This is a genomic window from Pseudomonas sp. D3-10, from assembly GCF_051132175.1.
Classification (GTDB): domain Bacteria; phylum Pseudomonadota; class Gammaproteobacteria; order Pseudomonadales; family Pseudomonadaceae; genus Aquipseudomonas.
Map to the genome: position 1 here is coordinate 1515637 of NZ_CP071668.1, position 12711 is coordinate 1528347.

A 12711-nucleotide genomic window follows, 5' to 3' on the forward strand; every position below is an offset into this window, starting at 1 on the left:
GAGGAGTGATCATGACCTGCTTTGCTGAAAACCGTTTTCGACCGCTGAGCCATTTGCCGGGGCCATTGGAAGTCGTCCGCCAATTCACGCCGAACTGGTTTGCCGCGACCATGGGCACCGGTGTGCTGGCGTTGGCCCTGGCACAACTGCCTGGGGCCAACCCTGGCGTATATGCGATTGCGCAAGGATTGTGGCTGTTCAATATCGTCCTGTTTGCCCTGTTCACCGGGCTCTACACTGCTCGCTGGGTGTTGTTCTTCGACGAGGCCCGGCGGATTTTCGGGCATTCAACCGTGTCGATGTTCTTCGGCACGATCCCGATGGGGCTGGCAACGATCATCAACGGTTTCCTGGTGTTCGGCGTACCGCGCTGGGGCGAGGGCGTGTTGTCGCTGGTCGAGGCGTTGTGGTGGACTGACGTGGCGATGTCGCTGGCCTGCGGTGTGCTGATCCCGTTCCTGATGTCCACCCGCCAGGAACACCGCATCGACCAGATGACCGCCGTGTGGCTGTTGCCCGTGGTGGCCGCCGAAGTCGCCGCCGTCAGCGGTGGCCTGCTGGCGCCGCACCTGGCTGACGTGCATTCGCAACTGATCATATTGGTCACCAGCTACATACTCTGGGCATTTTCCCTACCGGTGGCGTTCAGCATTCTGACCATCCTGCTGTTGCGCATGGCCTTGCACAAACTGCCCCACGAGAACATGGCCGCTTCGAGCTGGCTGGCCCTCGGCCCCATCGGCACCGGCGCACTGGGCATGTTGGTGCTGGGCGGCGATGCGCCGGTGATTCTTGCCGCCAATGGCCTGCCGGGCGTGGGCGAGGTTGCATCGGGCCTGGGGTTGGTCGCCGGTATCACCCTGTGGGGCTTCGGATTCTGGTGGATGTTGATGGCGCTATTGATCACCGCGCGCTATTTGCGTGAAGGCATCCCGTTCAACCTCGGCTGGTGGGGATTCACCTTTCCCTTGGGCGTGTATGCGCTGACGACGCTGAAGCTGGCAAGCCTTCTGGACCTGGATTTCTTCAGCGTGTTCGGCTGCGGGCTGGTGGCGCTGCTGGTGGTGATGTGGCTGATCGTCAGCTGGCGCACGCTGGTCGGCGCCTGGCATGGCGAGTTGTTTGTGTCGCCGTGCCTAGTGTCCTGTACCTCAAATACTGCTCCTTCTTGACTGCGTCTGTTGTCGTCATGCAGCGTTGCCGCTCCTCGCCATAACCGGCTATGACTCGTTGCTGCGCCTTGCCTGACGACAACAGCCACTCGCCAAAAAGAAACGTATTTGCGAAACAGGACACAGGAAGTGCTGGGGAAATAATCGCCAAAGACAGGTAATGTGTGGCCTGGATCGAAAAAGCGTCATTCCAATAAGCGTCCACGCCACTCAGGAACATGGAAGATGAGTCACCCTTCACAGTTCACCTTGCTTCGCACGCGGCGCTTTCTGCCGTTCTTCGTTACGCAGTCCCTTGGCGCGTTCAACGACAACGTCTTCAAGCAATCATTGATCCTCGCCATTCTCTACAAACTGGCCATCGAGGGCGACCGCTCGATCTGGGTCAACCTTTGCGCGCTGCTGTTCATTCTGCCGTTCTTCCTGTTCTCGGCGCTGGCGGGGCAGTTTGGGGAGAAGTTCGCCAAGGACGCCTTGATCCGCCTGATCAAGCTGGGCGAAATCGCGATCATGGCGGTCGGCGCGGTGGGTTTCCTGTTCGATCACCTGTGGCTGATGCTGGTGGCGCTGTTCGCCATGGGCACCCACTCGGCGTTGTTCGGGCCGGTGAAATATTCGATCCTGCCGCAAGCCCTGCGCGAAGACGAACTGGTCGGTGGCAATGGCCTGGTGGAAATGGGTACATTCCTGGCCATCCTGGCGGGGACCATCGGTGCGGGGATCATGATGTCTTCGGCGCACTACGCGCCGGTGGTGTCGGTGGCCATTGTCGGCATTGCCGTGGCCGGTTACCTCGCCAGCCGCGGCATCCCACGGGCGGCGGCGGCCTCGCCGCAGATGCGCTTGAACTGGAATATTTTCAGCCAATCGTGGGCGACCTTGAAGCTGGGCCTCGGGCAGACTCCGGCGGTGTCCCGCTCCATTGTCGGCAACTCTTGGTTCTGGTTCGTCGGGGCGATCTACCTGACGCAGATTCCCGCGTACGCCAAGGAATGGATGCACGGCGACGAAACCGTGGTGACCCTGATTCTCACGGTTTTTTCAGTAGGGATTGCCCTGGGTTCGATGCTCTGCGAAAGACTGTCAGGGCGCAAAGTGGAAATCGGCCTGGTGCCGTTCGGTTCGTTCGGGCTGACGGTGTTCGGCCTGCTGCTGTGGTGGCACTCCGGTGGAATCCCCGACAGCGCCGACGGCCATGGCTGGCTGCAGATTCTCGGGTTTGGCCACGCCTGGCTGGTCCTGATCGATATCCTCGGCCTGGGTATCTTTGGCGGCTTCTACATCGTGCCGCTGTATGCGCTGATCCAGTCGCGTACCGTTGAGAACGAGCGGGCGCGGGTGATCGCCGCCAACAATATTCTCAACGCCTTGTTCATGGTGGTCTCGGCGATCGTTTCCATCGTCCTGCTGAGCCTGGCCAAGCTGTCGATCCCCCAGCTGTTTTTGGTGGTGTCGCTGCTGAACATTGGCGTCAACGCCTACATCTTCAAGATCGTCCCCGAGTTCAGCATGCGCTTCATGATTTGGCTGCTCAGCCATTCCATGTACCGTGTGGAGCATCGCAACCTGGAGGCGATTCCCGATGAGGGTGCCGCGCTGCTGGTGTGCAATCACGTGTCGTTTGTCGATGCCTTGTTGATTGGCGGTGCGGTGCGTCGGCCGATTCGCTTCGTGATGTACTACAAGATCTACAACCTGCCGATCCTGAACTTTATCTTTCGAACCGCTGGGACGATTCCGATTGCCGGACGCCAGGAAGATATTCATATCTACGAAAAGGCCTTCAGCCGCATCGCCCAATATTTGGAAAACGGCGAGTTGGTGTGCATCTTCCCTGAAGGAAAGTTGACCGCCGACGGTGAGATCAATGAATTCAGGAGCGGCTTGACGCGCATCCTTCAGGAAACGCCGGTGCCGGTGATTCCGCTGGCGTTGCAGGGGTTGTGGGGGAGTTTCTTCAGTCGCGACCCAGGTAAAGGGATGTTCCGTCGGTTCTGGTCCCGCGTGACCTTGGTGGCGGGGACGGCGGTAGCGGTCGAGTCGGCTGAGCCTGCGAAGTTGCAGGCGTTGGTGGGCGAGTTGCGTGGGGCTGTCAGGTAATAGCTGTTATTTTGCGGGCCTCTTCGCGAGCAGGCTCGCTCCCACAATGGACCGCATTCACTCGGTCGACTGTGGGAGCGAGCGTGCTCGCGAAGGCGGTGGAGGCTTAAGCGCTGGCCTTGAGCCCGATCAGCCCGGCAATGATCAACGCGACGCTGGCCAATCGGATCAGTGCCATCGATTCACCAAACAGAATGATCCCGGCGATCACCGTGCCTACGGCACCGACCCCGGTCCAGATTGCGTAGGCCGTGCCCAGCGGCAGTTCCTTCATGGCAAGGCCCAGCAGGCCAAGGCTGATCGCCATGGCCGCGATGGTCAATGCGGTAGGAAGCGGGCGGCTGAAGCCGTCGGTGTATTTAAGGCCGACAGCCCAGCCGACTTCGAACAGGCCGGCAAAAAACAGAATGATCCAGGACATCACACACCTCATCGATGGATGGGGTCGTCCCCGGACAAAAACGCTATGGCGCGCAGGGTCGTCCCCGCATCGGGCGCCAGAATGCCCAATGCTGACTGTTCGGTCAAGTCCGCCTATCAGTCCGCCGTCTGCCGGGAGAGCTCTTCTCTGTCCTGCTTTTCGCTCATGCGACGGAACCAGGTCGAGAGCAGGGCGCCGGAGATGTTGTGCCAGACGCTGAACAAAGCGCTGGGCACCGCCGCCAGCGGCGAGAAGTGCGCACTGGCCAATGCCGCGCCTAGGCCGGAGTTCTGCATGCCTACTTCCAGGGACAAGGTTTTGCGCTGGGCCAGTGGCAATCCAAACAGCCGACCGGTGAAATACCCCAGCAGATAACCGAAGCTGTTATGCAGGATGACGATAGCCATGATCAACAGGCCGGATTCGGCGATTTTCGCCTGGCTGGCCGCCACCACGGCGGCGACGATGATCACGATACTGACCACCGATACCAGCGGCAGGACTTCTACGGCGTGACGTACCCGCGCACCCAACAAGCGCTGGGCAACGATGCCCAAGGCAATGGGTAGCAACACGATTTGCAGGATCGACCAGAACAAGGCGGAGAACGACACCGGCAACCAGGCCGACGCCAGCAGCCAGATCAGCGCCGGGGTCAGCAAAGGGGCAAGCAGGGTGGTGATGGCGGAAATCGCCACGGCCAGCGCCAGGTCACCGCGTGCGAGCCAGGTCATGACGTTGGACGAGGTTCCACTCGGGCAGCAACCCACCAGAATGACCCCGACGGCGATTTCCGGCGGCAGGCTGAACGCTTGGCAGAGCAGCCAGGCGGTGCCCGGCATGATCACGAACTGGGCAATCACGCCCAGGGCCACGCGTCCTGGACGACGAGCCACTTCGGCGAAGTCTTCGAGCTTGAGTGCCAGGCCCATGCCGAACATCACCAGTCCCAGCAGTGGCACGATGGCGACTTTCAAATCGACGAACCATTGCGGTTGCATGAACGCCAACACCGCAAAGAACAGCACCCAATAAGCGAATGTATTGCCGACAAAGCGGCTTAACGCAGCCAACGCACGCATGACCTGATCCTTATTATTAAGAACACCAAATACTAATGTGGGGGCGAGCTTGCTCGCGATAGCGGCGTGTCAGTCAACACCTCGGTGGCTGTCATACCGCTATCGCGAGCAGGCTCGCTCCCACAGGGCAATCGTTACTTCTTAGATCCCCTGCGGAATCTCTTCCCCACCCAGCGCTTCAACCAACGCCGGCAGGAATTCGCCGAACGTCAGCATCATGAGGGTAAAGCTGGCATCCAGTTGGCCGAGGGCTTCATCGCCGCCATCCTGCTCCGCCTGGTCCTGCAACAGGTCTTCGAACTTGAGGCGCTTGACCACCATCTTGTCGTCGAGCACGAAGGACAGCTTGTCCTGCCAGGCCAGCGACAGCTGCGTCACCACCTTGCCGGTGTTCAAGTGCAGTTGGATCTCGTCACTGGTCAGGTCCTGGCGCTTGCAACGGACGATGCCACCGTCTTCATGGGTATCGCGCAGCTCACATTCGTCCAGCACGTAGAAATCATCCGCGGCTTTCTGCGTCTTGACCCAGTCGGTCATGATCGCGGTAGGCGCTGTCTTCACTGTGAGTGGGCGTACCGGCAGTGAGCCGATGACTTCGCGCAGGGTGGAGAGCAGGTCTTCGGCACGTTTCGGGCTGGCGGAGTTGACCAGAATCAGGCCCTGTTTTGGCGCGATGGCGGCAAAGGTAGACGAGCGTCGGATAAACGCACGAGGCAGGAACGCCTGGATGATTTCATCCTTGATCTGGTCCCGTTCCTTTTTATAGACCTTGCGCATTTGCTCGGCTTCGATCTCTTCGACCTTTTCCTTGACCGCGTCGCGCACGACGCTGCCCGGCAGGATGCGTTCTTCCTTGCGTGCGGCGATCAACAGGAAGTCCTGGCTGACGTGGACCAGGGGTGCGTCTTCGCCTTTGCCAAATGGCGCGACGAAACCGTAAGTGGTCAACTCCTGGCTTGCACAGGGGCGCGCCAGTTTGCTCGCCAGTGCAGTTTCCAACGCCTCGGCATCAAAAGGCAGATCTTGGGTCAGGCGATAGATAAGCAGGTTCTTGAACCACATGGGGTGAGTCTCTCCTTTATACAAAGGGGGGCATTATTCTCTTCGCGGCGTCATAGGCCAACCCTTCGCTAAGCCTTTGGAAGACCTGAAAAAATTAATTTAAAAAGTGCTTGCCAGGTCGGGGAGTGCTCCGTAGAATGCGCGCCACACCGAAAGTGAAGGGTGATTAGCTCAGCCGGGAGAGCGTCTGCCTTACAAGCAGAATGTCGGCGGTTCGATCCCGTCATCACCCACCATTCGCTTCCAGTGTTACGCGCAGCGGTAGTTCAGTCGGTTAGAATACCGGCCTGTCACGCCGGGGGTCGCGGGTTCGAGTCCCGTCCGCTGCGCCATATTCGGTTACCTGGAACACTGAACGCCAGGTCACCACAGAAAGCCCGCTAACGCGGGCTTTTTGCTGTTTGCAGTTACCGCGGTGCGTGTGAATCACATTTTTTTGCTGAATTTATCAATTAAATCAGCACGTTATAAAAAACTGTGAGAGAATGCGCCCCGCATCGAAAGTGAAGGGTGATTAGCTCAGCTGGGAGAGCGTCTGCCTTACAAGCAGAATGTCGGCGGTTCGATCCCGTCATCACCCACCAAACTTTCAATGTTACGCGCAGCGGTAGTTCAGTCGGTTAGAATACCGGCCTGTCACGCCGGGGGTCGCGGGTTCGAGTCCCGTCCGCTGCGCCATATTCGGCACTTGGAACACTGAACGCCAAGTGCTAACCAAAAAGCCCGCTCATTGAGCGGGCTTTTTGTTGCCTGTCATTTGGTCCCTTGCTACTGCTCAGCGTTCCGGCTGTGGCGGTAATCGCTGACCGCCTCGTACACTGCCTTGCGCAAACGGTTGATCCCACCAATGGGTCGATGGGCCTCGATGCCAAACCACGGGTTGAAAGACTGGTTGTCACACGCCAGGTTCAGCTTGGGCGTATCGAAATCCTGTGCCGGAACCTTGATCCGCGCCACTGTTTCGAACGGCGCATCGCTTTCCTTCCATTCAATACTGGTGTCTTCGATCGGCATGTATTTGCTCGGGTCCTGGCGCTGGATCTGCAAGACAAAACAGGCCGGCACGCGATCGGTGGATAACTGCTGATTCAGCGCGCTACGCAAGAAATTCGGCAGATCCTGGTTTTGAGGCGGCAAGGTGTAGCCTGGGCAACTGTCTGGATCCGGCGTGACGCGAAACTTGGCATTGGCTTCGCCGAATTTGTAAGGCGAAACCGAAAAGTAGGTGGTCTGGGTCGGGCTTGCCGGAGGCGGCGAAAGTGTCGCCAGGGCGATAAACAGATGGCGGATCTGCCAAGTGCGTGGGTCCAGGCTTGGAAAGAACGCCATTGCCTTTTTTCCATCGGCTTGCGCGGCCACATTCTGACGGTACTCGGCGACATCACTGACGAAGAAATTCGGATGATTGAACATCACGAAGTCCTGCTCGCCCTGTGTTTGCCGATCAGCCAGCAGTTGCTTGCCGGGCACGTCCCGCAGTTTGATCGCCATCCCCCGCGCATCGCGCAGGCTGTCGAACTGGGGATAAGCGTTGCCATTGGAGAGGCGGATCGTTGCCTGCCAGGTCTTGCCCGGTTCAGCGAACACACCCTGGCGCAATGGCGCAGGCAGGTCACTGGGCACCTGGACTTCGGCCATGACGCAACCGTGGGCTTTGGCATGGGCATCGCGCAGGTAGCGGGTACCTTCGCGGTGCTGGTCGACGATGCGGATGGCGGTCTGGATGATGTCCTGGGTCATGGCGCTTTCGTCGGGCGGTATCTGTTCCTTGTCCGGGACCGGTCCGCTGTGTTGCCAGGCGAACCAAGCGGCAGCCAGGGCCCAGCCGAGCAGCCCGATGCCCAGCAGCCATAGAAGCGTCTTGCCCAAAAAGGCGCCGAGGCGCAGCCAGAGCGTGATCAGCATGCAAACATCCTTTTACCTGTGGGGTTCGTCATTACAGTTGCGACTCCAGTGGCCCGCCGAGCACCTTTAAATATTCCAGCAAGGCCCAGCGCTCTTGCGGTTGCAGCAAGCGACCGATAACGCCATTGCCTCGCTCGCCCGCGCGGAACTCATGGCCGCTGTTGTGATTGCCAGTGACCCGCGTATCGAAGAGAAATCCATTGGCAAAGGCCTCCGTGCGATAGCCCAGGTGTCGCGGATCGTACTCGAAGCTGCCTTTGTAGAAGGTGGTGGCCCGCTCAGCCTGGGGCGACAACAATTGATAGAGGGTTGGCACGGAGCCGTTGTGCAGGAAGGGCGGGGTGGCCCAGACGCCCGCCAGCGGTCGCGCTTTGTAGGCGCGCAGTTCACGCACGCCGATGGGCAGGCCAAAACCATCCAGGGCCGGGCGCTCGGCTGGCGTGACGCCGGCGTCGCGATAGGCGCGGTTTTCGACGAATGCCGTGACATAGGCCAGGCCCTTGGCGACCGAGACCCGGCTAAGGTCCAGTGGCTCTGTCGGGGTCGGGTGCAGTTGTACATCCAGCTTCGCCAGTTCGGCCGGATCCCATTGCAGACTGGTCAGATTGAAACGGTGGTCGGCGATATTGTTCGCAGTGCCGGGGTCGGTGCCGATCACTTTCACCGGCAGCATGTGCAATTGCTGGACCGGTCTGTCGGGGCCCTGGATAACCTTGGGCACATGGCAGCCGGCACAGTTTTCGGTAAACAGCTCCCGGCCTTTTGCGGCCAACGGCTTGTCGATCGAGCCCAGCAATGCTTCCGGCCACGCTGGGGGCTTGAGCAGTTGCAGGGTTTCTTCGATCTTGTTCAGGTCGCGCACGCGTACGCTGGATGGATAGCGTGCGTCGCCCTGTAGCGGTTTGCCCTGGGCGTCGAAGAAGCTCAACGTGGCACCGACGCCCAACGCTTCGCCGACATTTCGGGCCATCGGTTGCTGGGCCGAGCCGTTCCATTGCACCCAGTCGAATGTCCACATTTCCCATAATTGCGGGTAATCCACCGGCGCGTTGGCGACCCGGTAGTTTTCTGCCGAGATGGCATCGCCAAAGCTTGCATTGGCGATACGGCCGAAGGCGTCGGTACGGCCAGGGCCTTCCTCGGTAGGGTAGAGGCCGCGGTGGGTGTCGTTCCAGGCCGTGCGCAGGAAAGTGTTCAGGGACACCTTGAACGCCTTGCGCAACTCTTCATGGCGGGCGTCGTAGTCGTTGCCCAATACCTGGCGGGCGAAGCGTTCGAATTTCCATGGGTTGTAGTAAGTCGAGGCGAGACTCCCGACCAATGCCTGTCCGAAACTACCTCCGCGCAGCGTCGGAACAGTCGATGGCAACACGTGCTGGGCTGAACCGCCGTCGATCCGTATCGCTTGGCCCTTGAAGCGCAATTCGCCGGTGTGGCAGGCCGCGCAGCTGATGTCCAGATATTGCTCGCTGCTGCTGGCATTTTGGTGCCGCGTGAAGCCTACCGGCAGGTTGCCGGGGTTTTCCGGCGTGGCCTTCTGCGCCGGATCGACGAGGAAACCGAAGCGCGCCAGGTACTCCGGCGAAGCGAAGCGCTGTTGCGAAAAAGGAAGTTCCAAGGCGGTGAACCAGTCATAGCGCAGGCCTTTGACCTGGGTGCCCTGGGGCGTGAAGTAGTAGGTTTGGCGCTCGGCGGGGCTCCATTGCTCCAGGTAATGCACCTGTTCGACAGGTGTATAGGCGGGCAGGCGCGGGTTGGCGACGTAATAAAGCACCACGGCCGCGGCGACGACAAGCAGTGTGAGGATCAGCAAAAGAATGCGAGAGAGGAGGCGCACGGTAACGTCCTTGTTTTTTTTGATATGCCCTTATGCCTCAGTGCCGCTTGGCCGGCAAGTGGCCATTACCGTGGGCTGGCGGCGGGGCGGCTATTTGTCCCGGTTCGTAATAGATGACAGATGCTTCATCTGCCCAGGATTAAAAAGCGTTTGCCGGCCTGAACTTATCATCACTTTGCGGCTCACATGCCGGTAGCCATTGGTCGTGGCCGCCTGATAAGCTCGCGGCTTTACTCGATTGCCCTTTAGGCGCATGAACAAGGAAATAGCATGAAACAGCATCGGTTGGCGGCGGCGGTTGCCCTGGTTGGCCTGGTACTGGCGGGTTGCGACTCGCAGACCAGCGTAGAGCTGAAAACCCCGGCGCAGAAAGCTTCCTACGGTATCGGCCTGAACATGGGCAAGAGCCTGGCTCAGGAAGGTATGGATGACCTGGACTCCAAAGCAGTGGCCCAGGGCATCGAAGATGCCGTCGGCAAGAAAGAACAGAAGCTGAAAGACGAAGAGTTGGTCGAGGCCTTTGCCGCACTGCAAAAACGTGCCGAAGAGCGCATGGCCAAGATGAGCGAAGAGTCGGCTGCGGCTGGCAAGAAATTCCTCGAAGAAAATGGCAAGAAGGCCGGCGTGACCACCACCGCTTCGGGCCTGCAGTATGAAGTCGTCAAGAAAGCCGACGGCGCGCAGCCCAAGCCGACCGACGTAGTGACCGTTCACTACACCGGCAAGCTGACCAACGGTACTGTCTTCGACAGTTCCGTGGAGCGTGGTAGCCCGATTGACCTGCCGGTCAGCGGTGTGATCCCAGGTTGGGTCGAAGGCCTGCAATTGATGCACGTCGGTGAGAAGTACAAGCTGTACATCCCAAGTGACCTGGCGTACGGCGCCCAGAGCCCGAGCCCGGCGATCCCTGCCAACTCGGTCCTGGTGTTCGACCTGGAGCTGCTGGCCATCAAGGACCCGGCAAAAGAAGACGCAGCCAAGTAATCGCGTCTGCTATAAAGACAACGCCTCGCTCATGCGGGGCGTTGTTGCATTCGGCTTTCGGTAAATGAGCAAAAAAACCGAACGCCCGGCAGCGACCACAGTCATAGGCAATACAGGCGTCGTGCTAGACCCAGTCGGCCAATCAAGTCAATGAAATATTGGGTTTTTTTATGTGAGTAAAAAACGCCCGATCTAAGCCGAGCCCTTATGAACCGTGGGCTTCAGCGGTGAAATGCAGCTCTGTTCACAAGGTTATCCACAATTTGTGTGGATAACATTTCAGTGGGAGAAGAAATGAAGGCGCCGTGGAATTTCACGAGATTTCTGCCCCTGGCGGGACGGCTTTTGGCCCGCGGCCGATTGCCGACATTACTGTTTGCCGTCGCCAGCAAGGGCGCGCGTGAAGGAGGGCGGCTAGGCAAGCTCAAGGACGACCTGCGCTTGCTTCAGGCGTTGTGCCTGGCTTACTGGCGTGGTGAATACCGGGCAGTCAGCGCCAAGTCGTTGCTTTCGATAGTGGCCGGGCTCATGTATTTCCTGAGTCCCTTGGACGCGATTCCGGACTTGCTGCCCATGCTCGGCATGTTCGACGACATCGCCGTGCTGGCGTGGATCATGAAGACGCTCGACGACGAACTGAGCGCCTTCCGTGCCTGGCGAGACCGGCAGTCACCCGAGAAGCTCGCGTTGGTGGAAAGACTTCCCGATACCCCGGAACAACTTCAGCTCCAACGCCCGAAAAAGATCTGATCCAGCCCTATCCCTTCAGAAGATCATCGCCCCCGCGACCTTAGCCGCTATTTAGGATTACACTTCCTAGGAAAAAAGCTGACTCGCTAAGTGTTGTTGTCCTACGGGGTAGTCATGGATATTCAAGTAATCACACGCGACGGAGAGCCCGAGTACGCGGTTTTACCGTGGGATCAGTACCAGTCGTTATTGAAGGCAGCAGGCATTAAACAAGCTCCGCCGCGCGAGGCAGACGTCCAGCCTGCGGCGGCACCCGGCCAGGTTCTCCCTGGTCTGGATCAATTGCGCAGTCTGCGCGAAGGGAAGGGCATCGCCATCGAGGCGTTGGCCCGCACGGTAGGCATCAGCCCGTCTTATCTGGCCATGATCGAGAGTGGTGAGCGTCAGCCCGACGCCGCTATCAAGCGCAGTCTGGCCTGGGAACTGACGGTGCCGGGTTGGAGGGATGAATCGTGAGTGTACGCATCAGTCGGCAACATTGGGACGGGTTGTTGGGTGAGTTGGACCAGGCGCGGCGCCAGCGCCATTTGTTGACCTATCGCGCCTTGCTGGAACGCTTGCAACTCCCCAGCCCGGCCATGCAGACCTTGACCGCAGCGCTTGAACACCTGGCCGCGCTGGACGCCCGCGCCGAACAACCGCTGCGCAGTTCGCTGGTCATCAGCCAAGGCGCCAGCCGGCTGCCGCGTACTGGATTTTTCGAATGCGTCGAGCGTCTTGGGCGCTTTTCCGGTCCTTCCGACGGCGTAGCCGCCGCGTCCTGGCATGCTTCGGAAGTGGTCCGGGTGTTCGAGTACGAATATCCCGAATCGGCGGAAGCCTAGTGCTCTGGCGTATCAAGGCCCGGGCTGGTTATTGGCTCGCGCGCCGGTTGTTTCATTGGCCATGGTTCGTTCGACAGCCGCGTGGCTGGGCCTGGCTCGAAGGTCAGTTCGCACGCATGGCGAACCTGGGCGACGTTGGCGCCCAGAGTTTCTACGGGCACATCCTGACATTTCGTGGCCAAGGGCTGGGCGCCCGGGAAGAGGGCATTCGCTTGCTGCGCCTCGCCGCACTTGCCGGCGATGGCAAAGCCGCATACCAGCTCGGTGTCATCAGCCTTGCCGGCAGCACCACTGGCGCGCCGGATCCGGTGGAAGCGGCTCGCTGGTGGACCTTGGCCGCAAAGGCTGGGCACCCACTGGCTGAAATAAAGCTCAAGTCGCTCAAGGGCCAGGAACCTTAGTTTTCTCAGTCTTATTCCCCCGTTCTGAGGGGGATTGCCCTGCGGGGCTAATCAAAGAATTGTCCTACGCGCTCCGCCTCCTTATCTGACTTATTTCCCAAGCCGTCCCCGGCAAAGTCTCGCGCTCCGATTTCTTGCGAGACGCTTGCCCATGCCCGATCGTTTTCTCCTGC

General features: G+C 59.6%; 12 protein-coding genes and 4 tRNA genes. 11 read left to right on the forward strand and 5 right to left on the reverse strand.

Going from position 1 to position 12711, the window contains the following annotated elements; genetic code table 11:
* Positions 1-11 precede the first annotated feature (11 nt).
* Together J3P90_RS06725 and J3P90_RS06730 are read left to right on the forward strand one after the other, a co-directional pair.
* Positions 12-1172 (forward strand): TDT family transporter, encoded by a 1161-nt coding sequence (locus J3P90_RS06725; protein ID WP_434676007.1) that lies wholly within the window; start codon positions 12-14, stop codon positions 1170-1172.
* A gap of 225 nt (positions 1173-1397) precedes the next feature.
* Positions 1398-3272, forward strand: coding sequence for an MFS transporter (locus tag J3P90_RS06730; RefSeq protein WP_434676008.1), 1875 nt, complete (start codon positions 1398-1400; stop codon positions 3270-3272).
* Between the two features lie 106 nt (positions 3273-3378).
* Here J3P90_RS06730 and sugE read toward each other — a convergent pair whose 3' ends face one another.
* The 3 genes from sugE to rdgC form a co-directional block, all read right to left on the reverse strand.
* Positions 3379-3693, reverse strand: coding sequence for a quaternary ammonium compound efflux SMR transporter SugE (sugE, locus tag J3P90_RS06735; RefSeq protein ID WP_420767876.1), 315 nt, complete (start codon positions 3691-3693; stop codon positions 3379-3381).
* A 116-nt stretch (positions 3694-3809) separates the two neighbouring features.
* Positions 3810-4775 (reverse strand): bile acid:sodium symporter family protein, encoded by a 966-nt coding sequence (locus tag J3P90_RS06740; RefSeq protein ID WP_420767875.1) that lies wholly within the window; start codon positions 4773-4775, stop codon positions 3810-3812.
* 141 nt (positions 4776-4916) lie between these two features.
* Entirely contained in the window at positions 4917-5837 is a 921-nt protein-coding gene (gene rdgC, locus J3P90_RS06745) for a recombination-associated protein RdgC (protein ID WP_434560149.1), read from the reverse strand.
* 160 nt (positions 5838-5997) lie between these two features.
* Between rdgC and J3P90_RS06750 the strand changes: the two genes are divergently transcribed.
* The 4 genes from J3P90_RS06750 (at position 5998) to J3P90_RS06765 (ending at position 6515) form a co-directional block, all read left to right on the forward strand.
* Positions 5998-6073: transfer RNA gene (locus J3P90_RS06750), tRNA-Val, on the forward strand.
* 19 nt (positions 6074-6092) lie between these two features.
* A tRNA-Asp gene (locus tag J3P90_RS06755) sits at positions 6093-6169 on the forward strand.
* A 176-nt stretch (positions 6170-6345) separates the two neighbouring features.
* Positions 6346-6421 (forward strand) — tRNA-Val (locus J3P90_RS06760).
* A 17-nt stretch (positions 6422-6438) separates the two neighbouring features.
* A tRNA-Asp gene (locus J3P90_RS06765) sits at positions 6439-6515 on the forward strand.
* 90 nt (positions 6516-6605) lie between these two features.
* On the opposite strand, the gene J3P90_RS06770 is transcribed toward J3P90_RS06765, so the two are convergent.
* Together J3P90_RS06770 and J3P90_RS06775 are read right to left on the reverse strand one after the other, a co-directional pair.
* A complete protein-coding gene (locus tag J3P90_RS06770) occupies positions 6606-7742 on the reverse strand; it encodes a catalase family protein (protein ID WP_434676009.1) in 1137 nt (378 codons plus the stop codon).
* Positions 7743-7773: 31 nt separating this feature from the next.
* A complete protein-coding gene (locus J3P90_RS06775) occupies positions 7774-9579 on the reverse strand; it encodes a di-heme-cytochrome C peroxidase (protein ID WP_434676010.1) in 1806 nt (601 codons plus the stop codon).
* Between the two features lie 270 nt (positions 9580-9849).
* Here J3P90_RS06775 and J3P90_RS06780 point away from each other — a divergent pair, with 270 nt between their 5' ends.
* From J3P90_RS06780 to J3P90_RS06800, 5 genes are all read left to right on the forward strand, one after another.
* Positions 9850-10563: an FKBP-type peptidyl-prolyl cis-trans isomerase gene (locus tag J3P90_RS06780; protein ID WP_030142016.1), complete on the forward strand. Its 714-nt coding sequence runs from the start codon at positions 9850-9852 to the stop codon at positions 10561-10563.
* Positions 10564-10857: 294 nt separating this feature from the next.
* Positions 10858-11313: a YkvA family protein gene (locus tag J3P90_RS06785; RefSeq protein WP_420767871.1), complete on the forward strand. Its 456-nt coding sequence runs from the start codon at positions 10858-10860 to the stop codon at positions 11311-11313.
* A gap of 114 nt (positions 11314-11427) precedes the next feature.
* A complete protein-coding gene (locus tag J3P90_RS06790; RefSeq protein WP_434560143.1) occupies positions 11428-11769 on the forward strand; it encodes a helix-turn-helix domain-containing protein in 342 nt (113 codons plus the stop codon).
* Positions 11766-12137, forward strand: coding sequence for a hypothetical protein (locus J3P90_RS06795; RefSeq protein WP_003179080.1), 372 nt, complete (start codon positions 11766-11768; stop codon positions 12135-12137). Before J3P90_RS06790 ends, J3P90_RS06795 begins: the two co-directional genes overlap by 4 nt.
* Positions 12137-12538, forward strand: a complete 402-nt coding sequence (locus tag J3P90_RS06800; protein WP_434560141.1) for a sel1 repeat family protein — start codon at positions 12137-12139, stop codon at positions 12536-12538. The genes J3P90_RS06795 and J3P90_RS06800 overlap by 1 nt, the downstream gene beginning before the upstream one ends.
* Positions 12539-12711: the final 173 nt, after the last annotated feature.

Excerpts from the sequence above, each read along its gene's own strand:
- J3P90_RS06770 (WP_434676009.1), bottom strand. The coding sequence starts at position 7,742 with ATGCTGATCACGCTCTGGCTGCGCCTCGGCGCCTTTTTGGGCAAGACG.
- J3P90_RS06740 (WP_420767875.1), bottom strand. The coding sequence starts at position 4,775 with ATGCGTGCGTTGGCTGCGTTAAGCCGCTTTGTCGGCAATACATTCGCT.
- sugE (WP_420767876.1), bottom strand. The coding sequence starts at position 3,693 with ATGTCCTGGATCATTCTGTTTTTTGCCGGCCTGTTCGAAGTCGGCTGG.
- J3P90_RS06725 (WP_434676007.1), top strand. The coding sequence starts at position 12 with ATGACCTGCTTTGCTGAAAACCGTTTTCGACCGCTGAGCCATTTGCCG.
- J3P90_RS06730 (WP_434676008.1), top strand. The coding sequence starts at position 1,398 with ATGAGTCACCCTTCACAGTTCACCTTGCTTCGCACGCGGCGCTTTCTG.
- rdgC (WP_434560149.1), bottom strand. The coding sequence starts at position 5,837 with ATGTGGTTCAAGAACCTGCTTATCTATCGCCTGACCCAAGATCTGCCT.
- J3P90_RS06780 (WP_030142016.1), top strand. The coding sequence starts at position 9,850 with ATGAAACAGCATCGGTTGGCGGCGGCGGTTGCCCTGGTTGGCCTGGTA.
- J3P90_RS06785 (WP_420767871.1), top strand. The coding sequence starts at position 10,858 with ATGAAGGCGCCGTGGAATTTCACGAGATTTCTGCCCCTGGCGGGACGG.
- J3P90_RS06790 (WP_434560143.1), top strand. The coding sequence starts at position 11,428 with ATGGATATTCAAGTAATCACACGCGACGGAGAGCCCGAGTACGCGGTT.